Source organism: Allorhizobium sp. GW101-3B10, assembly GCF_059424725.1.
The window spans coordinates 3,913,577-3,935,814 of sequence record NZ_JBWKZR010000001.1; the positions used below are offsets into that span (position 1 = coordinate 3,913,577).

Sequence of the window (22,238 nt, forward strand, 5' to 3'; positions counted from 1 at the left end):
ATCAGATTCCCAGATAGGCTTCTCGAATGCGGGGATCGGCGAGCAATTCGCCGGCCGGTCCTTCCATGGTGATCTTGCCGGTTTCCATGACATAGCCGCGGTCGGCGACCGACAGGGCACCGAAGGCGTTCTGCTCGACCAGCAGCACGGTGACCTTGAGATCGCGCATGCTCTTCACCACGTCGAAGATCTGCTGGACGAGAATGGGCGCCAGCCCCATCGAGGGCTCGTCGAGCAGCAGGCAGGAGGGGCGCCCCATCAGCGCGCGGGCGATCGCCAGCATCTGTTGCTGGCCGCCCGACAGGCCGCCGGCGGCGAGGTTGCGCTTCTCCTTGAGGATCGGGAACATCTGGAAGGCGTTTTCCATGTCCCGGTCGACCCGGTCGTCGGTGAAGAGGAAGGCGCCGAGGCGCAGGTTTTCCTCCACCGTCAGGTTGGTGAAGATCTGCCGGCCTTCGGGAGACTGGGCAAGGCCGCGTCTCAGCCGCTTGTAGGCGGGCGTGGTGGCCAGCGCCTCGCCGCGGAAGATGATCTGGCCGGCGCTGATCGGCCGCAGACCGGACAGGCAGCGCAGCAGCGTCGTCTTGCCGGCGCCATTGGCACCGACGATGGTGACGATCTCGCCGGAATCGATGTGCAGGTCGATGCCGTGCAGCGCTTCGATGCGGCCGTAGCGCGACCGCAGGCCCTCAACTGTGAGCATGGGACGCCTCCTGTGCCTGGGTTCCGAGATAGGCCGCGATGACATCCGGATTGCGCGCGACGGCGGCGGGGTCGCCCTCGGCGATCTTCACCCCATGATCGAGGACGACGATGTGGTTGGAGATGCGCATCACCATCTTCATGTCGTGCTCGACCAGAAGGATGGCGACGCCGGAGGCCGCCACCTCGGCGATCAGGTGGTCGATCTCCTCGGTCTCGACGGCGTTGCAGCCGGCAGCCGGCTCGTCGAGCAGCAGGACCTTGGTGTCGAGGGCAAGGGCCCGGGCGATCTCCAGCCGCTTCAGCGCGCCATAGGAGAGGTTGCCGGCTTCGAGTTCGGCGGCGTTGGCAAGGCCCACGCGGGCCAGCAGTTCGCGTGCCCCGGCTTGCGCCTCCCTGGAGCGCCGGCGCGACGCCGGCAGCCCGAGCAGGTCGGCGAATACCGAGCCCTTTTCCCGCAGATGGAAGCCGGCAATGGCGTTTTCCAGCACCGTCATGTTCTGGAAGATCTGCAGGTTCTGGAAGGTGCGCGACATGCCGCGGCGGGCGAGAAGATGCGGCGAGAAGCCGGTCACCTCTTCGCCGTTCAGTCGCACCTTGCCCGATTTCGGCATGTAGACGCCCGAGATCATGTTGAACAGGGTGGTCTTGCCGGCACCGTTCGGCCCGATGACGGAGACGATTTCTCCGGGATTGACGGAAAAGCTGACATTGTCGACGGCCTTCAGGCCGCCGAAGGCAATTCCCAATCCCTCGACGCTGAGAAGGCTCATGCTCCCCTCCCGGTAAATTGACGCAGCAGCGACGGCAGCAGGCCTTCGCGCAGGAAGATCATGACCAGCATCATCACCAGCCCGAGCATGACTTGCTCGTATTCGGCAAACACGGTGAGCACCTGCGGGAGGAGGGTGAGAATGCCGGCGCCGAGGATCGCGCCCAGCACCGAGCCGGCGCCACCGAGCACGGCCATGGTGACAAGCTCGATCGAGTGCATGTAGCCCGCGACATCCGGCGTGATGAACTTGTTCTGCAGGGCCAGCAGCGAACCGGACACCGAGGCATACACCGCCGAGATAACGAAGGCCTGCAGCTTTAGCCGGGGCACGTCGACGCCGACCGTGCTGGCGGCGATCTCCGAACCATGCAGCGCCCGAAGCGCCCGGCCCGTCGGGCTGTCATAGAGGTTGAGGGCGAGCCAGGCGCCGACCAGCAGGCAGAGGCCGCAGAAGAAGTACCAGAACTCCGGCGCCGAAAGCTTGAGCCCCAGCGCAGCGAGCGCCTGGCGCAGGCCGAGATCGGCCACCGCGATGCCGTCCGGCCCGCCGGTGAGCCAGGCCTCGTTCGACAGCACCATGGAGACCAGGATGCCGAAGCCGAGCGATGCGACGGCAAGATAGTAGCCCTTGAGCCGCAGGATTGGCCGGCCGACCACATAGGCGATCGCAGCCGAAAGCGCCGCGCCGAGAACAGCGGCGAAAGCCGGGTGCAGGCCAAGATGCACGGGCGCCAACGCCGAGGCATAGGCGCCGATGCCGGCAAAGCCCGCATGGCCAAGGCTGATCTGTCCGGCAAAGCCCGTCAGGATGACGATGCCGAGCACCGCCACGCCATTGACGAAGAGCAGCGATCCGACGCGGAAATAGAAGGCCGAGGGAAAGAAGAAGGGTGTCGCCGCAATCAGCAGCGCCAGCACCAGGAGGGTGGTCTGTTTTGTCGTGAGCCGCATCATCACACCCGATTGACCGAATTGCGTCCGAACAGGCCTTGCGGCATGGCGAAGAGGACGGCGAGGATGACGACGAAGGCGACGGCATCCTTGTATTGCGAACTGATGAAGCCGGCCGTCAGCGCTTCGAACAGGCCGAGCAGGATGCCGCCGACGAGCGCACCCTTGGGATTGCCCATGCCGCCGAGCATGGCTGCGGCAAAACCCTTGAGCGCCAGCGCGATGCCGAGGTCGTAGCTGGTCAGCGTGATCGGGGTGACGAGCACGCCGGCGAGCGCGCCGATGGCAGCCGAAAGCGCAAAGGAGAGCGTCATCACCCAGTTGGTGTTGATGCCGACGAGCTGGGCCGCCAGGCGATTGTTGGACGTGGCGAGCACCGCCTTGCCGGTCAGGGTGCGGGTGAAGAAGAGCCAGAGACCGACGAAGACGACGACGGCGCCGGCAATGACCCACAGGCTCTGCGGCAGGATGGTGGCGGCGAGGATCTGGATCGGTTCGTCGCCGGTAAACGCGGGAAAACGATGGAGCTGCTTGTCGAAGACCAGCTGGGTCACGCCGCGAATGAAGATCGACGCACCGATGGTGATGATGATCAGCGAGACCACGGGCGCGCCCCGCGCCGGTCCGATCGCCAGCTTGTTCAGCGCGACGCCAATCGCTGCGGTCACGGTGATGGCGATCAGCGCGGCCAGCGGCAGCGGCAGGCCGGCGTCGAAGGCGAACACCGTGATCATGCCGCCCAGCATGACGAACTCGCCCTGGGCGAAATTCACCACGTCCGAGGCGTTGTAGATGATGGTGAAGCCCAGCGCGACCAGCGCATAGACTGCCCCGACCGTCAGGCCGGAAAGAAGGAACTGCATCAGTTCAGGCATCGAAGACCCCACTGTGGCCGATTGTTCTTGAGGTGGAGCCTGGCTGTCACAGGCAGGCTCCACGCCAATGCCGTCGCCCCGAGGCGGGGCGCCGCGGGTGCTTATTCGATGATCGTCCAGCCGCCGTCCTTGATCTCCAGCATGCGGAATGCCGAGAGATCGAGGCCGAGGTGATCTTCCGCCGTCATGGTCACGACACCGGTGGTGCCGACCAGGCCTTTGGTCGATTCGATCGCGTCGCGGATCGCTTCGGGTTCGGCCGAGCCGGCCCGGCCGATCGAATCGACCAGGATGCGCAGCGCGTCGTGAGCGTAGCCGCCGAAGGTCGAGACGGCGGAGCCGGTCTTCTTCTCGTAGGCCGTCTTGTAGGCGGTAACGACAGCCTTCTGGGCATCGCCATCCGCCAGGATGCCGGCGACCAGAAGGGCGGTTCCGGGAAGGCGCACGCCTTCGGCGGCCTTTGCGCCGGCCAGCTCGATGAAGCCGTCAGAGGCGACACCATGCGACTGATAGAGCGGCAGGCCGACGGCCAGCTGCGAATAGTTGCGCGTCACGATCGACGGGCCCTGGCCGAAGCCGGCATTCAGCACGGCCTGCACGCCGGCCGTGCCCTTGATGTTGGTCAGCTGCGGGGTCATGTCCGCGTCCTGCGGGCCGTAGGTTTCGTCGGCGGCGATCTCGATGCCGTAGTCGCCGGCGACGGCGACGCACTGCTTGTGCATCGAAGCGCCGAAGCCGTCGGTGCCGGAAATCACGCCGATCTTGGTGATCGCGTTCTTCTTCATGTTCTCGAAGATCTTCTGGCAGGCCATGCGGTCGGTATGCGGGGTCTTGAAGACCCAGTGCTTGACCGGATCGATGATTTCGATTGCGCCGGCGAGCGAGATGAACGGAACTTCGGAGTCTTCGGCGACCGGAATGATCGACATGGTCGTGCCGGTCGTCGTGCCGCCGATGATGGCGACGACTTCGTCGTCCTCGACGAGGCGGGTCGCGAAGGTGCGCGCCTTGTTCGGGTCGCCGCCGTCGTCATAAAGCACGAGCTTGAGCGGCTCGCCATTGACGCCGCCGGCGGCATTGATTTCCTCCACCAGCATTTCGAGCGTCTTGGCTTCCGGGTCGCCGAGGAACGAGGCGGGGCCGGTTGCCGATACGGTCGCACCGACCTTGATCTCGGCCTGGGCTGCGGTTGCGATGCCCAGTGCCATCAGCGTGGCAAGTGCAGTTGTCGTCGTGATTTTCATTGTGTCTCCTCCCTGAGAACGTTGAATTGAGAAGTCGATTACGCCGCTTTCGGGCGGCGCCACATCGCCAGCCGGAACCGGTTGGTAACAAAGGCGGTGTCGGTCAGGCTGGCATTGCCGGCGGGATTACCGCCGGTGACGTGAAAGTCGGAAAACGCAGCTGACTGATTGACGAAGATGTTGCCGGTCAGGTTGATCGACAGGTTGACGCCGGCGCGGGCGAAGGCCTTGACCGCGTAAGCTATGCGCGCCTCATCGGTATCGTAGAGCGCGGCGGTGATGGCGCCCTTGCGGCGGGCAAGGTTGGCTGCGGCATCGATGCCCGCTTCGGCGCTGTCGACAGCGACAATGAAGGCAACCGGTCCGAAGCACTCGTCCTCGTGGACCTTGGTCTCGGCGGCGTCCACGGCGACGATCAGCGGGGTGGCGCTGCAAGCGGAGGCCAGCGGCTGCGAATCGCGGACGATGCGGCCGAAGCCGCGCGCCTTGTCGATCCGCGCAAACGTCGCCGGATTGGCGATCGCGCCGCAGACGCCGGAAGCGCGAGCCGGGTCGCTCAGCAGCGCGTCGACCGCAGCACTGATCGCGGTTGCCACCTCGTCGAAGCTCTTGTGCCCTTCATCGGTCGCGATGCCGGCGCGGGGCACGAATATGTCCTGCGGGGCGGTGCACATCTGGCCGGAATAGAGCGACAGCGAGGAGGCGATGTTGGCGCACATGCCGGAGAAGTCGTCGGTCGCGGCGACGACGATCGAGTTCACCCCGGCTTCCTCGGTGAAGACCTGGGCGGAACGCGCATTGTCGCGCACCCATTCGCCGAAGGCGCTGGAACCGGTGTAGTCGATGATGCCGATGTCCGGGTGGGTAACCAGTTCCCTGGTAATTTCGGCGCCGGCCTGATCGACAGCCAGCAGGACCACGTCAGCCGGGAAGCCTGCCTCGACCAGCACCTCGCGCGCCACCTTCACGGTCAGTGCAAGCGGCAGGATGGCGCCGGGATGCGGCTTGACGATCACGGTATTGCCGGTCGCGAGGCTCGCGAAAAGGCCCGGAAAGGTGTTCCAGGTCGGGAAAGTCTGGCAACCGATGGCGAGGGCGACGCCGCGCGGCACGATCTGCCAGTTCTTTTCCAGAACGATCGGCGCCGCCTTGCCCTGCGGCTTTTCCCAGGTGGCCTGGCCGGGTATGCGCGTCATTTCCACCCATGCCGTGGCAACCGCTTCAAGTCCACGGTCCTGCGCATGCGGGCCGCCGGCCTGGAAGGCCATCGGAAAGGCCTGGCCGGTCGTGTGCATCACGGCATTGGCCATTTCGAAGCTGATGCGGTTCAAACGTGTCAGGACTTCGAGGCAGACTCCGACGCGCAGCTCCGGCGAAGCATCGGCCCAGGCGTCTCCGGCCGCCTTCGAGGCGGCAACCAGCGTTGCGGAATCGGTCGCCGGATAGAGGATCCTGAGGTCGGGACCCCAGGGCGACACTTCGGAACCGAGGCGCCTGTCTTCCGGATGGCCGGGCAGTTCGAACTGTGTACCGAGCAGGGCCTTGAAGGAAGCCTCGCCGTCGTCCTTGGCGGTTTCGCCATAGATCTTGCCGCTCGGAACTTCCGGGAAGGGCGACCAGAAACCCCGGTCGGACAAGGCTTTGACAGCCGTCTCCAGCAGACCGCGATGACGGCCGAACAGGTCTTCCATGGCAAAATCCTCCCTACTCCTGCCTTTATCATTGACCGTCCGGTCGGTTTATGCAAGATCTTTTTACGCCCCCGGGAAAATTCGGAGCGGGGACCAGGGAGAGAGCGATGCACCAATCCGACACCGTTCTGGTGACGATCGATCACGGGGTTCTGCGGCTGACGCTGAACCGGCCGGACAAACTCAATTCGTTCAATGAGGAAATGCACATCGCGTTGCGCGCGGCGCTTCAGCGCGCCCACGACGACGCGGACGTGCGCGCTGTGCTGCTGACCGGGGCGGGCCGTGGCTTTTCCGCCGGCCAGGATCTCGGCGACCGCGATCCGCGCAAGGGCGGCCCTGCCCCCGATCTCGGCCACACGCTCGAAACCTTCTACAATCCGACGCTGCGGCTGATCCGATCGCTCGAAAAGCCTGTCATCTGCGCGGTCAACGGGGTGGCGGCCGGTGCCGGCGCCAATATCGCCTTTGCCTGCGACATCGTGCTGGCCGCCCGCTCGGCAAAGTTCATCCAGGCATTCGCCAAGATCGGCCTGATCCCCGATGCCGGCGGCAGCTGGAGCCTTGCCCGCATTCTCGGCGAGCCGCGCGCCAAGGCGCTCGCGATGACCGCCGAGCCGCTGATGGCGGAGCGCGCCGCCGAATGGGGCCTGATCTGGAAGGCCGTCGACGACGAGCAGCTGATCGGCGAGGCCGAGACGCTCGCCAGCTCGTTGGCCGAAGGCGCGACACGGGGCCTCGGCCTCACCAAGCGGCTCATCCAGGCCGCGGCCACCAACAGCCTCGACGAACAGCTCGACATGGAGCGCGACTGCCAGCGCGAAGCCGGCCGCACGGCCGACTATGCCGAAGGTGTCACCGCGTTCCTCGAAAAGCGCAAGCCGGAGTTTTCGGGCAAATGACGATGAACGCACAGGAAATGGCAGAAGCCTGCGCCAAGGCGATGTGGGACCTCGACACGGCATCGCAAAATCTCGGCATGCGCATCGAGCACATCGCGCCCGGACAGGCGACGCTGTCGATGGACATCACCGAAGTCATGTCCAACGGCCACGGCAACTGCCACGGCGGCTATATCTTCACCCTCGCCGACAGCGCCTTTGCCTTTGCCTGCAACGGCTACAATCAGCTGACCGTCGCGCAGAACTGCTCGATCACCTATATCAGCCCGGGGAGGATCGGCGACCGGCTGACGGCGGAGGCGCGCGAGATTTCGCGCAAGGGCCGGTCCGGCATCTACGACATTCGCATTTCAAATCAGAGCGGCGACCTGGTCGCCGAGTTTCGCGGTCTGTCGCGAACGGTGAAGGGCACGCACCTGCCCGATCCCGCCTGAACCAAGACGTATTCCAGGGAGGAAATCATGCTCGACTTTGTAACCCGTCCCCAAGATCTGGACCCGATCGAAATCGCCTCGCGGGATGAAATCTCGGCGCTCCAGTTTCACCGGATGAAGCGCTCGCTGAAGCACTCGTACGAGAACTCGCCGTTCTATCGCAAGCGATTCGACGAGCACGGCGTGCATCCGGAAGACCTGAAGACCCTGTCGGATCTTGCCAAGTTTCCCTTCACCACCAAGACCGATCTGCGCGACACCTATCCCTTCGGCATGTTCGCCGTTCCCCGGGAAAAGCTGGTCCGTATCCACGGCTCGTCCGGCACCACCGGCAAGCCGACGGTCGTCGGCTATACCAAGCATGACATCGATGTCTGGGCCGACGTCGTCGCCCGCTCGATCCGGGCGTCGGGCGGCCGTCCCGGCGACATCGTGCATGTCGCCTATGGATACGGCCTGTTCACCGGCGGCCTTGGCGCGCACTACGGCGCCGAGCGGCTCGGCTGCACCGTCGTGCCGATCTCCGGCGGCATGACCGAGCGCCAGGTCACGCTGATGAACGATTTCAAGCCGCGCATCATCATGGTGACGCCCTCCTACATGCTGTCGATCCTCGACGAGTTCCGCCGCCAGGGCATCGATCCGCGCGAAAGCTCGATTGAGGTCGGCATCTTCGGCGCGGAGCCCTGGACCAATGCCATGCGCAGCGAGATCGAGCAGGCCTTCAACATGCATGCCGTCGACATCTACGGCCTCTCCGAGGTCATGGGGCCGGGCGTCGCCAATGAATGCGTGGAGACCAAGGACGGCCTGCACGTCTGGGAAGACCATTTCTATCCGGAAATCATCGACCCGGTTACGGGCGCCGTGCTGCCGGACGGCGAGCTCGGCGAACTGGTCTTCACCACGCTCACCAAGGAAGGCCTGCCGATGGTGCGCTACCGCACCCGCGACCTGACCCGTCTTCTGCCGGGCACGGCGCGATCGATGCGGCGCATCGAAAAGATCACCGGCCGCAGCGACGACATGATCATCCTGCGCGGCGTCAACGTCTTCCCGACGCAGATCGAGGAACAGATCCTGAAATGCGGCGGACTTGCCCCGCACTTCCAGATCGAACTCACCCGCGCCGGCCGTATGGACAACATGACCGTCCACGTCGAATGCGCGGCCAACTACACCGATGCGGCGGCTCGCGCGCAATCGGCCAGGGAACTGGCACACCACATCAAGAGCGTGGTGGGCATCACCACCAAGATCGAGGTTCAGGACCCGACTTCCATCGCCCGCTCGGAAGGCAAGGCCAAGCGCGTGGTGGACAACCGCCCCAAGAGCTGAACGGCCACCCGTGACAGCGCAAAGGCAATTGTTATAGTGAAGCGGGGGCGTAGATGCCCCCCTTTTGCAGACGTTCTGCAAGCAGGAAAGCGAAAACATGGCTCGGACCCGGGCAACCGACTTTGAGGAAAAACGCCGCGGCATTCTCGACAATGCCGCAGCCGTATTTGCCGAACAGGGCATGGAAAAGGCATCCATGTCCCAGATCGCAACCCATTCGAGCGTCTCCAAGGCGCTGCTGTATCACTACTATCCGAGCAAGGATGCGCTGATCTACGCGATCATCATCACCCATCTGGAGGAGCTCGACGAGGCGATCCAGGCGGCGGACGACGCGAACGAGGCGCCGGAAAAGCGGCTTCGGCGGCTGATCGGCGTGGTGCTGGAGAACTATCGCGGTGCCGACAACCAGCACAAGGTGCAGCTCAACGCCACCTCGGCCCTCTCCGACGAGCAGAAGGCAGGCATCACCGCGATTGAACGGCGGATCGTGCGCCGGTTTTCGAACGTGCTCAGAGAAATCAATCCAGAGCTCGACAGCAAGGAAAGACCCCTGCTGATGCCCGTCACCATGTCGCTGTTCGGCATGATGAACTGGGTCTACATGTGGTTCCGCGACGGCGGGCGCATCACGCGGGAAGACTATGCCGACGTCGCGACGACGTTGATTCTGGAAGGCATCAAGGCGGTTCGCTAGACCCTGCCCCCGACATCATGCCGAAAGGCCTGCACTCGCTGCATTTCTCAAACCGACGGCCGGCCTAAAGCCCGCCGTCGGTTTTCGTTTGTGGTCAGGCCGCCTTCCAGGTCTTGGCGACCATGGTGAGCACGTCGTATTGCGCGACGACCGCGCCATTCTGGTTCGTCACCTGGCAATCCCAGCGTACTTCGCCATGATCGGCATTGGCGCGCGGATTGATCTCCTTGCAGGTCAATCGAACCTGCAGCGTGTCGCCCGGATTAACCGGGGTGAGGAAGCGCAGGTTATCGACGCCGTAATTGGCGAGCACCGGGCCCGGATCCGGGTCGACGAACAGGCCGGCCGCGAACGAGGCGATCAGGTAGCCATGGGCGACGCGCCCGTCGAAGAACGGATTGGCCTTGGCCGCCGCCTCGTCCATGTGGGCATAGAAGGTGTCGCCGGTGAAGCGAGCGAAATGCTCGATGTCCTCAAGCGTCACCGTCCGCTTCGCCGTGACGATCTGATCGCCGATCTTCAGCTCCGCCAGGGATTTGCGGAATGGATGCACGCTGGTGTCGCCGGCGCCGGCCCCTTCGAGCCAGCGGCCGGTGACGGCCGAAAGCAGCCGCGGCGTGCCCTGCACGGCCGTGCGCTGCATGTAGTGCTTCACGCCGCGCATGCCGCCCATTTCCTCGCCGCCGCCGGCGCGACCGGGACCGCCATGCACCAGGCCGGCGAGCGGCGATCCATGGCCGGTCGAGGTCTTGGCCGAGGCGCGGTTTCCGATCAGGATACGGCCGTGATACGGTGCCATGCCGATCACCATCTCTTCGGCGACCTTCGGATCATTGGTGAACACCGACGCCGCCAGCGAGCCCTTGCCCATCTGGGCAAGCGCGATCGCTTCCTCGATCCCCTCATAGGGCATCACGGTGGAGACCGGGCCGAACGCCTCGACATCGTGGACGGCAGACGCGGTAAACGGCTTGTCGCAGTAGAGCAGCACCGGATTGAGGAAGGCGCCCTTCTCGGTATCGCCGGAGACGATGCGGACATTGTCTGGATCGCCGGCGACGATCTCGGCATCGGCGGACAGGTCGCGGATGCGTTCACGTACTTCGTTGCGCTGGGCAAGGCTTGCCAGCGGTCCCATGCGCACACCCTCGTCAGAGGGGTTGCCGAGCGTGGTCTTGGAAAGGCGATCGTCGAGTGCGGCGATCAAGGCCTGGACATGGGCCTTGGGTGCGAACACACGGCGAATCGCCGTGCATTTCTGGCCGGCCTTCGAGGTCATTTCGCGGGCCACTTCCTTGACGAAGAGATCGAACTCCTCGGTGCCAAGACCGGCATCAGGCCCGAGGATTGACGCGTTCAGGCTGTCGGCCTCCATGGTGAAGCGAACCGAGTTGGCAACCACCGTGGGATGCGACTTGAGCTTGCGGCCTGTCCAGGCCGAGCCGGTGAAGGTCACGGCGTCCTGTCCCCCGACATGGTCAAGCAGATCGCCGACCGAGCCGGACACCAGCTGCAACGCACCTTCCGGCAGGATGCCGGTCTCGATGATCCGCCGAACCACGAGTTCGGTCAGATAGGCAGTCTGGCTTGCCGGCTTGACCAGCGACGGCACGCCGGCGATCAGCGTCGGGGCGATCTTCTCGAGCATGCCCCAGACGGGGAAGTTGAAGGCGTTGATGTGGACGGCGATGCCGTGCAGCGGGGTGAAGATGTGCTGGGCGGAGAAGCTGTTGTCCTTCGATAGCAGCTCCACGTCGCCGTCGAGCAGCACGCGGGTGTTCGGCAGCTCACGCCGGGCCTTGGAGGAATAGGAGAGCATGGTGCCGATGCCGCCCTCGATGTCGACCCAGCCGTCGGCACGGGTGGCGCCGGTCAGGGCGCTCTCGGCGTAGAATTCCTCTTTCATGTCCATCAGGACCTGGCCGAGGGCTTTCAGCATCTGCGCCCGTTCGTGAAACGACAGGGCGCGCAGGTTCGGTCCGCCGACCTCGCGGCCATAGGCGAGTGCTGCGGCGAAATCGATGCCGGTCGAGTCGATGAATGCGATTGCGGCACCCGTCGAGGCATCGAGCAGCGGTACGCCTTGCTTTTCGCCGGGTGTCCAGCGGCCACAGACATAGCTTTCGAGACGGCGCGGAACGCGAGCCGAAACATTCATGAAGTCATCCTTCCTGGATCGGTTTATTCAGTGCGGTCGGCGGGGCGCCACGGCCCCGCCTCCTGGGAGGTTATTCGTCGTAGGAGAGCACGACCTTCTCTGTCAGCGGGTGACATTGGCAGGTCAATACGTAGCCGGCTTCGACCTCGTAGTCCTCAAGCGCATGGTTGGTGTCCATCTCGACCTCGCCTTCGAGCACCTTCGCCCGGCAGGTGGAGCAGACGCCCGCCTTGCAGGAGAAAGGCGCGTCCATGCTCTGGGCGATCGCGGCCTCGAGAATGCTGACACCGTGCTTGGGCATGTTGAAGGTCCGCGTCGTGCCGTCGAGCGTGATGGTCGCCTCGACCACGGCCGCGGCCTCCTCGGCGCTGACCGAGGCGACGCGGTTCTTGGCGCGGCCCGGCTGGCCCGAAGCGAACAGCTCGAACTTGATCTGCTCGTCCTTCAGCCCATGCGCCTTGAGGCTGGCGACGATGGTGAGCATCATCGGCTCCGGCCCGCAGATGAAGGCGGCGTCGATCGACTTCGGGTCGATCCAGGTAGAAAACAGCGCAGAAAGCTTGTTCTCGTCGAGACGGCCGGTGAACAGATCGATCTCCTGCACTTCGCTTTCCAGCACATGCAGGACGGAGAAACGGCCGAGATAGGTGTTCTTCAGGTCCTCCAGCTCCTCGCGGAACATGATCGAGTTAATCTGGCGGTTGGCATAGACCAGCGTGAACTGGGACTTCGGCTCGCGTGCCAGGACCGTCTTGATGATGGACAGCAGCGGCGTGATGCCGGAACCGCCGGCGAAACCGAGATACTGCTTCCCGGCAGCCGGATCGATGTCCATATAGAAGCGGCCCATCGGCGGCATGGCCTCGATCACATCGCCCGGCGCCAAATTGCCATTGGCCCAGTTGCTGAACGCGCCGCCGTCGACGCGCTTGATTCCGACGCGCAGGACACCCTCGTCCTTGCCGGCACAGATCGAGTAGGACCGGCGTAGTTCTTCGCCCTCGAAATCGCGGCGGAAGGTCAGGTACTGGCCCTGGGTGAAGTCGAAGGCTGCGCGATCCTCCTCGCGCGGCTTGAGCGTCACGACCACCGCATCACGGGTCTCGTGGCGGATGTCGGTCACGGTCAGGGGATGAAAGCGTGCCATGCGTTATGTCCTCCGCATCCTCAGATGCACTTGAAATAGTCGAAGGGTTCCAGGCAGTCGCGGCATCGATAGCTCGCCTTGCACGGTGTCGAGCCGAACTGGCTGACTTTCTCGGTCCTGGTCGAGCCGCATCGCGGGCAGGCGACGGCCAGATTGGAGCCGGCAAGGCGGTTGGCCCGCGCCATCAGTCGCCCGTCGGCGGCAGTGCCGTCGATCGGCGGCGCGATCCCATAGGCGCGGAGCTTGTCGCGCCCCTCGGCGCTGATCCAGTCCGAGGTCCAGGCGGGCGACAGCCGTCGTTCGAGGCGCAGCTTGTCGATGCCACGGGCCTTCAGCGCCGCCTCGATGTCGAGATTGATCACACTCGTTGCCGGGCACCCCGAATAGGTCGGCGTGACGGCAACGACGAGGGTATCCCCGTCCCAGGCGACGTCCCGGATGATGCCGAGATCGATCAGGCTGATGACGGGAATTTCCGGATCCGGCACCTCGCCCAGCCAGCGCCAGACCTCTTCCGGTTCGGGCAATGTCCTGGCGTCCATGGCATGACCCTCACCAGACCGAGTTCGGATAGGCCCGCTGCAGGAACTGCATGTCGGCGAGGATGTAGCCCAGATGCTCGGTATGGACCCCGCGCTTGCCACCCTTGTGCTGGTAGCTGCCCTCGGGAATGGCGAGCGTCGCCTCGGCGAGGACTTCGCCCACCGAACTGTCCCATGCCGCCTTGAGCGCCGAGGGAAGCGGAGCGATGCCCGCTGCCGCGACCGCCTCGTCGGCAGAATCGGCGAGGAACATCTCGGCCGTATAGGGCCAGAGATCATCGAGCGCCTTCTGCATCCGGCGATGGCTTTCCTCGGTACCGTCACCGAGACGGATGACGAGGTCGGCCGAGCGCTCGAAGTGGTAGGACACTTCCTTCAGCGCCTTCTGGGCGATTTCCACGACGCGCGGATCACTCGAGGCGACGAGCGCGCGGAGCATTTCGATGTGGAAGGCATCGAACAGGAACTGCCGCATCAGCGTCTTGCCAAAATCGCCGTTCGGACGCTCAACGAGCAGCACGTTGCGGAAGGCCGCGGCATCACGCAGATAGGCGAGATTGTCCGCCGTGCGCCCCTTGCCTTCGACCTCACCCGCAAGACCGAGCCAGAACTGGGTCTGGCCGATCAGGTCGAGCGCGACATTGGCGAGCGCGATATCCTCTTCCAGCACGGGCGAGTGACCGCACCATTCGGACACGCGGTGCCCGAGGATCAGCGTGTTGTCGCCCATCCTCAGGAGCCATTCGAAGAATGCGGCCTGATCGACCGTCGGATTTGCGGTCGCCATCACATGTGCCCCACTTCAGCCGGGATGTCGAAGAAGGTCGGGTGACGGTAGACCTTGGAGTTCGACGGTTCGAACAGCGGGCCCTTTTCCGACGGCGACGACGCGGTGATGTCGACCGACTTCACCACCCAGATCGACACGCCTTCGTTGCGACGGGTGTAGACGTCACGGGCATTGCGGATCGCCATCTCGGCGTCCGGGGCATGCAGGCTGCCGACATGGCGATGGTTGAGGCCATGTTGACCGCGGATAAAGACTTCCCAAAGGGGCCATTCGCTGGACATTGCTATTCCTCCCAAGTTCAGGTGACGGATGGGAACGGGTGAGCCGTTCCCGAATTGGATCGATCAGGCAGCCTTGCGACCGGCCCGGCGCGCTTCCTGCTTTTCGGCATGGGCCATCAGGCCGTCGCGGAACCACGCGCCCTCTTCCCAGGCGGTGACGCGGGCGCCGAGGCGCTCGGCATTGCAGGGTCCGTTGCCGGCGATGACGTTGAAGAACTCTTCCCAGTCCGGCTCGGAGAAGTCGTGGCCGCCCTTCTCCTCGTTCCAGCGCAGGTTCTCGTCGGGAATGGTCAGCCCGAGATACTTCGCCTGCGGCACCGTCTGGTCGACGAATTTCTGGCGCAGTTCGTCATTGGTGTTGATCTTGATCTTCCACTGCATCGACTGCGCGGAATGCACCGAATCCTTGTCGGACGGTCCGAACATCATCAGCGACGGATACCAGAAGCGGTTGAGCGCATCCTGGGCCATGGCCTTCTGCTCCGGCGAGCCGGCGGCCATCTTCATCATGATGTCGTAGCCCTGGCGCTGGTGAAAACTCTCTTCCTTGCAGATGCGGATCATCGCGCGGCTGTAGGGACCGTAGGAGGTCTTCTGCAGCTGCACTTGGTTCATGATCGCCGCACCATCGACCAGCCAGCCGACCGCGCCGATATCCGCCCAGTTGAGCGTCGGGTAGTTGAAGATCGACGAATACTTCATCTTGCCGGAATGCAGCAGTGCGAGAAGCTCGTCGCGGCTGACGCCGAGCGTCTCGGCGGCGGAATAGAGATAGAGGCCGTGGCCCGCCTCGTCCTGCACCTTGGCCAGAAGAATCGCCTTGCGTTCGAGCGTCGGCGCACGGGTGATCCAGTTGCCCTCCGGCAGCTGGCCGACGATTTCGGAATGGGCGTGCTGGCCGACCTGGCGGATCAGCGTCTTGCGATAGCTCTCCGGCATCCACTCCTTGGGCTCGATCTTCTCGCCGCGGTCGATGCGCTCCTGAAAGGCCCGCTCCTCCGGCGACATCTCGTTCAGCGACTTCACCCGATCACTGTCGGTCTTGACCATTTGCGCATACATGGCGGTTTCCTCCCTGCTCAGATCCGTTCAATGATGATGGCGATGCCTTGGCCTACCCCGATGCACATGGTGCAGAGCGCGTAGCGCCCGCCGGTGCGGTGCAGCTGGTACATGGCGGTGGTGACGAGGCGGGCGCCGGACATGCCGAGCGGATGGCCGAGCGCGATGGCGCCGCCATTCGGATTGACATGCGCGGCATCGTCGGCAAGCCCGAGTTCCCGAAGGACGGCGAGCGCCTGGGCGGCGAAAGCCTCGTTGAGCTCGATGACGTCCATCTGCGACAGCGACAGGCCGGCGCGGGCGAGAACCTTGCGAACCGCCGGCACCGGGCCGACACCCATGATGCGCGGCTCGACACCGGCCGCAGCCATGGCGACCACCCGGGCGCGCGGCACGAGGCCCTGTTCCCTGGCCATGGCTTCCGACGCGATCGCCAGAGCCGCCGCACCGTCGTTGACGCCCGAGGCATTGCCGGCCGTGACACTGAGGTCCGGGCCGTTGACACCCTTCAGCTTCGCCAGCTGCTCGGCGGTGGTGCCGGGACGCGGATGTTCGTCGACCGAGACGACCAGTGGCTCGCCCTTCTTCTGCGGGATCATGACGGGCACGATCTCGTCGGCAAAGACGCCGGCGGCCTGGGCGGCGGCCCAGCGGTCCTGGCTGCGGGCTGCGAAGGCGTCCTGGTCAGCGCGGCTGACATTGTACTGCTCGGCGACATTGTCGGCCGTTTCCGGCATGGAATGGGTGCCGAACTTCTTCTTCAGTTCGGGATTGGGGAAGCGCCAGCCGATCGTCGTGTCGTAGACCGCGTTCGAACGGGAAAAGGCCGCATCCGCCTTGGGCATGACGAAAGGCGCGCGCGTCATGCTCTCGACGCCGCCGGCGATCACCAGATCGCAATCGCCACCGCGGATCGCCCGTGCCGCCATGCCGACGGCGTCCATGCCGGAACCGCAGAGACGGTTGACCGTGGTTGCCGGCACGTTGATCGGCATCCCGGACAGGAGCACGGCCATGCGGCCGACATTGCGATTGTCTTCGCCGGCTTGGTTGGCGCAGCCGTAGATCAGGTCATCGACCTTGGACCAGTCGACGCCGGGATTGCGCGCCATCAGCGCGGCAAGCGGCAAGGCAGCAAGATCATCGGCCCGCACGGATGCGAGGGCCCCGCCATAACGGCCGACAGGCGTGCGCACGGCATCACAGATGAAGGCTTGCTGCATTGATCGACTCCTCCTCGAACATCAGACGCGGCCGGCTTGTCTTCAATTCGCCAACCGATCGGTCAACTTATAGCGCCAAAACATCACACAGAAAAGCGCTTTTTTGATGTTGGCGTGATGTTTAGAGTTTCGGATCGAACCGACTGCCAATATCCACTGCATTTTCCGTTACTTAGCGACCGCCCTCAAGCGCCAGAGATTCCAGCCGCGCCGCGGTCTCGGCGGTTTCGGCGGGCAGAGGGCCATCGCGGCCCTCGAACTGCGCCGCGATATAGGCATCGGCCAGAGGCGAGAGGGCGCGGTAGAGCCGGGCAAAGAGACGGCGCGCCGCAGCACCCGCCCAGTCCTCGGGAAGCGCCTCGACCGGCAGTCGAGGATCGCGCAGCAGCACGGCGCGATAGGCCTGGACCAACAGAAGCCGCGCGCTCACCGCATCGGCCGGAAGCAATGCCTCGCCCCGCTCCAGCGCCGCCGCGAGCGGCGAGAAGAGATCGATCATCGCGTGGTATTCGTCGGCGAAGGACTGAAGGTTCCACAGCGTTGCCGCATAGTCGGCGAGCAATTCGCCATCCTTCATCACTTCGGCCCGGAAGGTGAGCCCCGGAACAGGGACATTTCCCACATGATTGGGGCGCAGATAGAGGTCCGGCCCCATGCGGCCGAGTCCGGCACGGCGGGCGATCTCGTCGGAAAGACCCGGCGCATGATGGATGAGGAAGCCGTCGGCCTCGATCTGCGGGCCGTAGAGAAGTCTTGCTGCGGCAGCAAATTCCGTCCGTGCACCGGAGGCCAGCCGATAGTAGGACCGTCGGCCATCCCGCTCCCCCACCAGTTGCTCGGCCGCAACCAGACGCGAGACCGCCGTGCGTACCAACGTTTCGCTGATCCCCAGCCTAGCGCAGATCTCCACCAGCGTGCCCATCCACAACACGCCGCCACGCGGCACGACGATATCGCCGTATATGGTGACGATCATCGCCGGGGCACGCACCGTGAACTGCTGCTGGATCTGTGAGAACCCGTCGAATCCGCGTGCAGCTACGGTCATTCCGCCTCCTAGACCCGGTCCCGCGAGCAGGCTTGCTCACCCGGCAAATATTGCAGCATTGGGGCAGCAGGAGGTAGGGCCGTGACATTTGAATGTCAAATCCTCAGGCAATCTTGCCCGAAACGCGATTCGGCGTCGCTGACCGCCCGGCGACGCTTCGTCAATGCGCGCGGCGGAGATAAGTAGCGCTGCTCTCTGTCCGGCATTTCATCCTGGCGGCAAAAGGGGCTTTGCCTCCATCTCACGCGCCTCTGCGAGCCTGAGCCGCTCCCTCCCCGCGCACATCCGTGCGCCTCCCGGCCCAAAGTGCCGCCGGTCCGTTGAGACGACGCCGCATTCCGTCTGAGCCTATTGCTCCAGGAAGTCTGCGCGGTGCGGGGTGAAGCAATCGACCAGCCGGCCCTTTTCCAGCGCCTTCACGCCATGCAACAAACCGGAAGGGACGATGAAGCTGTCGCCGGCTTCCAGCGTCTCGGTCCGGCCGTCGATCGTCACCTCGAAGGCGCCTTCGGCCACATAGCTGGACTGCACATGCGGATGGGAATGCAGCCAGCCCTCGCCGCCCTTTTCGAAGGCGAACTCCACCATCATCAGTTCGTCGGTGAAGCAGACCACGCGGCGCCGGTTGCCGTCGGGAGTCGCGGTCCACGCTCCCTCGGAGGCGCGAACGAAAATGTCTCTTTCCTTGGTCATGGTCACCTCGCCAGCCAGCCGCCGTCGACTGGAATGACGGCGCCGTGCATGTAGTTGGAAGCGCGCGCGAGCAGGAAAACCGCGGCATCGCCGATATCGTCGGCCACGCCCCAGCGCCCAGCCGGAATGCGCTCCAGGATGGCCTTGCTCCGGTCCGGATCATTGCGCAAGGCCTCGGTATTGTTCGTCTCGATGTAGCCGGGAGCAATCGCGTTGACGTTGATGCCCTTCGCCGCCCATTCATTGGCCAATAGCCGGGTCAGCCCGAGAACGCCGTGCTTGGACGCCGTATAGGACGGCACGCGGATGCCGCCCTGGAAGGAGAGCAGCGAGGCGAGGTTGACGATCCGCCCTCCACGCTTCGCCGCCAGGCAGTTTCGGCCAAAGGCCTGCGACAGGAAGAACAACGACTTGAGGTTCACATCCATCACATCGTCCCAGTCCTCCTCGGTGAAGTCGACGCTGTCGGCCCGGCGGATGATGCCGGCATTGTTGACGAGCCCGTCCAGCGGCCCGTCGGCCATCAGGTCGTTCAGCATGGCGACCGCGGCTTTCGTGTCGCTGATGTCTGCCTTGACCGACAGAAACTCTGCCCCTTGGGCCGCCACCAACCTCGCCGTCTCGTCCATCGCCGAGCGGCCGATGCCGACCACGGCGCCGCCCGCGCGCGCCACCGCCACGGCAATGCCCTGTCCGATGCCGGTATTGGCACCGGTGATCGCGATCCGCTTGCCCACCAGTTCGAAGGCGGAAAGGTCGGTCACCGCAGCTCTCCAATGGCAATGGGATCCACGTCGGTATAGTCGACATTGTCGCCCGCCATCGCCCAGATGAAGGCGTAATTGGCCGTGCCGCAGCCCGAGTGGATCGACCAGGCGGGCGACAGCACGGCCTCCTCGTTGGCAATCAGCATGTGGCGGGTCTCGGACGGTTCGCCCATGAAGTGGAAGACCCGGGCCGACTCGGCGAGATCGAAATAGAGATAGGCTTCCATGCGACGGTCGTGCACATGCGCCGGCATGGTGTTCCACACTGATCCCTTGGCGAGCTGCGTCATGCCGACGACAAGCTGGCACGTTTCGATCGTCGTGGTGAACTGAAAGATCGAACGCTCGTTAGAGGTTTCAGGACTGCCGAGGTCGAGACGCTTGGCCTTGTCGAGCGTGATCGGCCGCGTCGGGCACTTGCGGTGCGCCGGCGCCGACAGCAGGTAAAATTTCGCCGGCTTCCCCGCGTCGGCAGACGTGAAGCTCACCTCTTCGCCGAGGCCCACATAGAGCATGTCCCGGGAGTTCAGCCGGTGCGGCTCGCCGCTGACGACGACGGTGCCTTCGCCGCCGATGTTGACGGCGACGAGTTCACGGCGCTCGAGGAAGGACTGCGTGCCGACCGGCTTGATCGCCTCCAGCGTCAACGGCTGCCCGAGAGGAACCGCACCGCCGACGACCATGCGGTCGTAATGCGTGTAGGTGAGGCTGATCTTGCCCGGCTCGAAAAGGTTGGCGAGGTGGAAATTGTGGCGCAGCTCATCGGTGCCCATCGCGGCAGCGGCGGCGGGATCGATGGCGAAGCGGGAGGTGAATTCGATCGTCATGTAGCTTTGCTTTCGTTTGGAAATTTCAAGTCTGCGTCTCGCTCGACGCGCGTTGCTGGTAACCGGCCTGCTGGCCGGTCAGGCGTTGCCGGTAACGATCCTGTGCTGCCGTGAGATGCGCGCGCATCGCATCGCGCGCGGCATCCGCGTCGCCGGCCGAGATCGCCTGCAGGATCAGAAGATGCTCGCGCTGCAGGCGGCTCAGATAGTCTTCCGACAGCACCTCGATCGAGAACCAGGGCGAATTGCGGTCGCACGGGATGGTGCGGTCGCCGAGCGCGTCGAGAATTTCGACGTAGAACGGATTGTTGGTCGCCGCAGCGATTTCGCGATGGAAGGCGAAGTCGGCCTTTCCGGTGGGCTCGCCACGATGCAGCAAGCGTTCGAATTCGAAGAAGGCCTCCTGGATGCTGGCCTCCTGGGAGGGGCTACGACGTTGCGCGGCAAGCCCGGCGCTTTCGATCTCGATGCCCATCCGCACTTCCAGAACGTTGACGGCCTGGCTGATGCGGTTTCCCATGTCGGCGGTGATGGCGCTGATCTTGCGCGTCGGATGGTCGAGCACGAAGACGCCCGCACCGTGCCGCGCCTCGACCAGCCCTTCGGCCGCCAGCACCGCCACGGCTTCGCGTACCACCGTGCGGCTGACCCCGAAAATCTCCGTCATGCGCGATTCGGTCGGCAGCTTTTCGCCGACGGCGAATTCGCCGGCGAGGATCTGGCTGCGCAGCGTCTGCACCACGGTCTCGAACAGCTTCGGCTTGCGCTCCACTTTTGCATCCAACAGATTTTCAGTCATGGCCATTTCCTACTTGAAGACCCCCGGCAGCCAGAGCGACAGGGACGGGATATACGTGACCATCAATAGCACGACGATGCCGGCGCCATAAAAGGGCCAGATCGAACGCATGGCTTCCCACACCGTTATCTTGCCGACGGCGCAGGCCACGAACTGCACCCCTCCGACCGGTGGCGTGTTGAGGCCGATCCCGTAGTTGAGGATCATGATCACGCCGAAATGCACTGGATCGATCCCATAGGCCATGGCGATGGGCAGGAAGATCGGCGTGGTGATGATGATCGTCGGCCCCATGTCCATGAACGTGCCGAGCACCAGCATCAGCACGTTGAGCAGCAGGAGGATGACGATCGGATTTTCGGAGAGCGTCTGCATCCAGGCGACCAGGGTCGCCGGAACCTTGAGAAAGGCCATGAGCCAGGAAAACGCCGCGGCGCAGCCGATGATCAGAAGTACCATCGCCGTCGTGCGCACCGCCCCCATGGTGGCGTGGACGAAATCCTGCCAGCGCAGCTGCCGGTAGACGAAGACGGTGATGAGCAGGGCATAGATGACCGCGATGCAGGAGCTTTCCGTCGCTGTGAAGATACCCGAACGCACGCCGCCGAAAATGATGGCGATGAGCAGCAGGCCGGGGATGGCGGCGGCGAAGAGATGCAGCGCCACCACGAAGCCCGGGAAGGGCTCGGTCGGATAGCCACGCTTGCGCGCGACGATATAGGCGGTGACCATCAGCACGCCGGCGAAAAGGAGGCCGGGGATGATGCCGGCGGTGAACAGGTCGGCGATGGAGATCGTGCCGCCCGCCGAGATCGAATAGATGATCATGTTGTGCGACGGCGGCAGCAGCAGCGCGATGAGTGCGGCCATCGAGGTGACGTTGACGGCATAGTCGGCACCGTAGCCGCGCGCCTTCATCTGCGGGATCATCAGGCTGCCGACGGCTGCGGCCTCGGCCACGGCCGAGCCGGAGATGCCACCGAACAGGGTGGAGGTGAGGATGTTGACCTGGCCAAGCCCGCCGCGCAGGTGCCCGACGACGGTCGCGGCAAAGGCGACGATGCGCCCGGCAATGCCGCCGCGAACCATCAGGTCGCCGGAATAGATGAAGAAGGGGATCGCGAGCATGGAGAACACGCTCATGCCCGAATTCATGCGCTGGAACACCACCAGCGGCGGCAAGCCCATGTAGAGGACCGTCGCCAGGCTCGACACACCGAGACAGAACGCGATCGGCGTGCCGATCAGCATCAGGAAGGTAAACGTTCCAAAGAGGATCCAGAGTTCCATCG

General features: G+C 64.4%; 23 protein-coding genes. 4 read left to right on the forward strand and 19 right to left on the reverse strand.

What is annotated here, in order from left to right:
* Position 1: 1 nt before the first annotated feature.
* From AC07Y0_RS19365 to paaN, 6 genes are all read right to left on the reverse strand, one after another.
* Positions 2-703, reverse strand: a complete 702-nt coding sequence (locus AC07Y0_RS19365; protein ID WP_498679318.1) for an ABC transporter ATP-binding protein — start codon at positions 701-703, stop codon at positions 2-4.
* Positions 690-1,475, reverse strand: coding sequence for an ABC transporter ATP-binding protein (locus AC07Y0_RS19370; protein WP_498679319.1), 786 nt, complete (start codon positions 1,473-1,475; stop codon positions 690-692). The genes AC07Y0_RS19365 and AC07Y0_RS19370 overlap by 14 nt, the downstream gene beginning before the upstream one ends.
* A complete protein-coding gene (locus tag AC07Y0_RS19375) occupies positions 1,472-2,428 on the reverse strand; it encodes a branched-chain amino acid ABC transporter permease (RefSeq protein ID WP_498679320.1) in 957 nt (318 codons plus the stop codon). Before AC07Y0_RS19375 ends, AC07Y0_RS19370 begins: the two co-directional genes overlap by 4 nt.
* 2 nt (positions 2,429-2,430) lie before the next feature.
* Positions 2,431-3,303: a branched-chain amino acid ABC transporter permease gene (locus AC07Y0_RS19380; protein ID WP_028737540.1), complete on the reverse strand. Its 873-nt coding sequence runs from the start codon at positions 3,301-3,303 to the stop codon at positions 2,431-2,433.
* A gap of 101 nt (positions 3,304-3,404) precedes the next feature.
* Positions 3,405-4,547: an ABC transporter substrate-binding protein gene (locus tag AC07Y0_RS19385; RefSeq protein ID WP_498679321.1), complete on the reverse strand. Its 1,143-nt coding sequence runs from the start codon at positions 4,545-4,547 to the stop codon at positions 3,405-3,407.
* A 38-nt stretch (positions 4,548-4,585) separates the two neighbouring features.
* Positions 4,586-6,238, reverse strand: a complete 1,653-nt coding sequence (gene paaN, locus AC07Y0_RS19390; RefSeq protein WP_498679322.1) for a phenylacetic acid degradation protein PaaN — start codon at positions 6,236-6,238, stop codon at positions 4,586-4,588.
* Between the two features lie 107 nt (positions 6,239-6,345).
* Here paaN and paaG point away from each other — a divergent pair, with 107 nt between their 5' ends.
* From paaG to AC07Y0_RS19410, 4 genes are all read left to right on the forward strand, one after another.
* Positions 6,346-7,140, forward strand: a complete 795-nt coding sequence (gene paaG, locus AC07Y0_RS19395) for a 2-(1,2-epoxy-1,2-dihydrophenyl)acetyl-CoA isomerase PaaG (protein ID WP_498679323.1) — start codon at positions 6,346-6,348, stop codon at positions 7,138-7,140.
* Entirely contained in the window at positions 7,137-7,574 is a 438-nt protein-coding gene (paaI, locus tag AC07Y0_RS19400; RefSeq protein WP_498679324.1) for a hydroxyphenylacetyl-CoA thioesterase PaaI, read from the forward strand. The genes paaG and paaI overlap by 4 nt, the downstream gene beginning before the upstream one ends.
* A 27-nt stretch (positions 7,575-7,601) precedes the next feature.
* On the forward strand, positions 7,602-8,912 hold the full coding sequence (gene paaK / locus AC07Y0_RS19405; protein WP_498679325.1) for a phenylacetate--CoA ligase PaaK: 1,311 nt from the start codon (positions 7,602-7,604) through the stop codon (positions 8,910-8,912).
* Positions 8,913-9,009: 97 nt separating this feature from the next.
* Positions 9,010-9,609 (forward strand): TetR/AcrR family transcriptional regulator, encoded by a 600-nt coding sequence (locus AC07Y0_RS19410; RefSeq protein WP_498679326.1) that lies wholly within the window; start codon positions 9,010-9,012, stop codon positions 9,607-9,609.
* A 94-nt stretch (positions 9,610-9,703) separates the two neighbouring features.
* Here the strand turns inward: AC07Y0_RS19410 and paaZ are convergent, their stop codons facing one another.
* From paaZ to AC07Y0_RS19475, 13 genes are all read right to left on the reverse strand, one after another.
* Positions 9,704-11,767: a phenylacetic acid degradation bifunctional protein PaaZ gene (gene paaZ / locus AC07Y0_RS19415; protein WP_498679327.1), complete on the reverse strand. Its 2,064-nt coding sequence runs from the start codon at positions 11,765-11,767 to the stop codon at positions 9,704-9,706.
* Positions 11,768-11,837: 70 nt separating this feature from the next.
* Positions 11,838-12,914 (reverse strand): 1,2-phenylacetyl-CoA epoxidase subunit PaaE, encoded by a 1,077-nt coding sequence (gene paaE, locus AC07Y0_RS19420; RefSeq protein ID WP_498679328.1) that lies wholly within the window; start codon positions 12,912-12,914, stop codon positions 11,838-11,840.
* 20 nt (positions 12,915-12,934) lie between these two features.
* Positions 12,935-13,456 (reverse strand): 1,2-phenylacetyl-CoA epoxidase subunit PaaD, encoded by a 522-nt coding sequence (gene paaD / locus AC07Y0_RS19425; RefSeq protein WP_498679329.1) that lies wholly within the window; start codon positions 13,454-13,456, stop codon positions 12,935-12,937.
* Between the two features lie 10 nt (positions 13,457-13,466).
* Entirely contained in the window at positions 13,467-14,243 is a 777-nt protein-coding gene (gene paaC / locus AC07Y0_RS19430; protein WP_498679330.1) for a 1,2-phenylacetyl-CoA epoxidase subunit PaaC, read from the reverse strand.
* A complete protein-coding gene (paaB, locus tag AC07Y0_RS19435; RefSeq protein WP_028737551.1) occupies positions 14,243-14,527 on the reverse strand; it encodes a 1,2-phenylacetyl-CoA epoxidase subunit PaaB in 285 nt (94 codons plus the stop codon). Before paaB ends, paaC begins: the two co-directional genes overlap by 1 nt.
* Before the next feature lie 63 nt (positions 14,528-14,590).
* Positions 14,591-15,589, reverse strand: a complete 999-nt coding sequence (gene paaA, locus AC07Y0_RS19440; protein ID WP_147181586.1) for a 1,2-phenylacetyl-CoA epoxidase subunit PaaA — start codon at positions 15,587-15,589, stop codon at positions 14,591-14,593.
* A gap of 17 nt (positions 15,590-15,606) precedes the next feature.
* A complete protein-coding gene (pcaF, locus tag AC07Y0_RS19445; RefSeq protein ID WP_498679331.1) occupies positions 15,607-16,812 on the reverse strand; it encodes a 3-oxoadipyl-CoA thiolase in 1,206 nt (401 codons plus the stop codon).
* A gap of 172 nt (positions 16,813-16,984) precedes the next feature.
* Positions 16,985-17,860 (reverse strand): PaaX family transcriptional regulator C-terminal domain-containing protein, encoded by an 876-nt coding sequence (locus tag AC07Y0_RS19450; RefSeq protein ID WP_498679332.1) that lies wholly within the window; start codon positions 17,858-17,860, stop codon positions 16,985-16,987.
* A gap of 348 nt (positions 17,861-18,208) precedes the next feature.
* Positions 18,209-18,553 (reverse strand): cupin domain-containing protein, encoded by a 345-nt coding sequence (locus AC07Y0_RS19455; RefSeq protein ID WP_498679333.1) that lies wholly within the window; start codon positions 18,551-18,553, stop codon positions 18,209-18,211.
* Between the two features lie 2 nt (positions 18,554-18,555).
* A complete protein-coding gene (kduD, locus tag AC07Y0_RS19460; protein ID WP_498679334.1) occupies positions 18,556-19,317 on the reverse strand; it encodes a 2-dehydro-3-deoxy-D-gluconate 5-dehydrogenase KduD in 762 nt (253 codons plus the stop codon).
* Positions 19,314-20,147, reverse strand: a complete 834-nt coding sequence (kduI, locus tag AC07Y0_RS19465; protein WP_498679335.1) for a 5-dehydro-4-deoxy-D-glucuronate isomerase — start codon at positions 20,145-20,147, stop codon at positions 19,314-19,316. The genes kduD and kduI overlap by 4 nt, the downstream gene beginning before the upstream one ends.
* Positions 20,148-20,172: 25 nt before the next feature.
* The gene (locus AC07Y0_RS19470) at positions 20,173-20,946 is read right to left on the reverse strand and encodes a FadR/GntR family transcriptional regulator (RefSeq protein WP_498679336.1); all 774 of its coding nucleotides are present in this window, start codon (positions 20,944-20,946) and stop codon (positions 20,173-20,175) included.
* Between the two features lie 9 nt (positions 20,947-20,955).
* Positions 20,956-22,236 (reverse strand): TRAP transporter large permease, encoded by a 1,281-nt coding sequence (locus AC07Y0_RS19475; RefSeq protein WP_498679337.1) that lies wholly within the window; start codon positions 22,234-22,236, stop codon positions 20,956-20,958.
* Positions 22,237-22,238 lie beyond the last annotated feature (2 nt).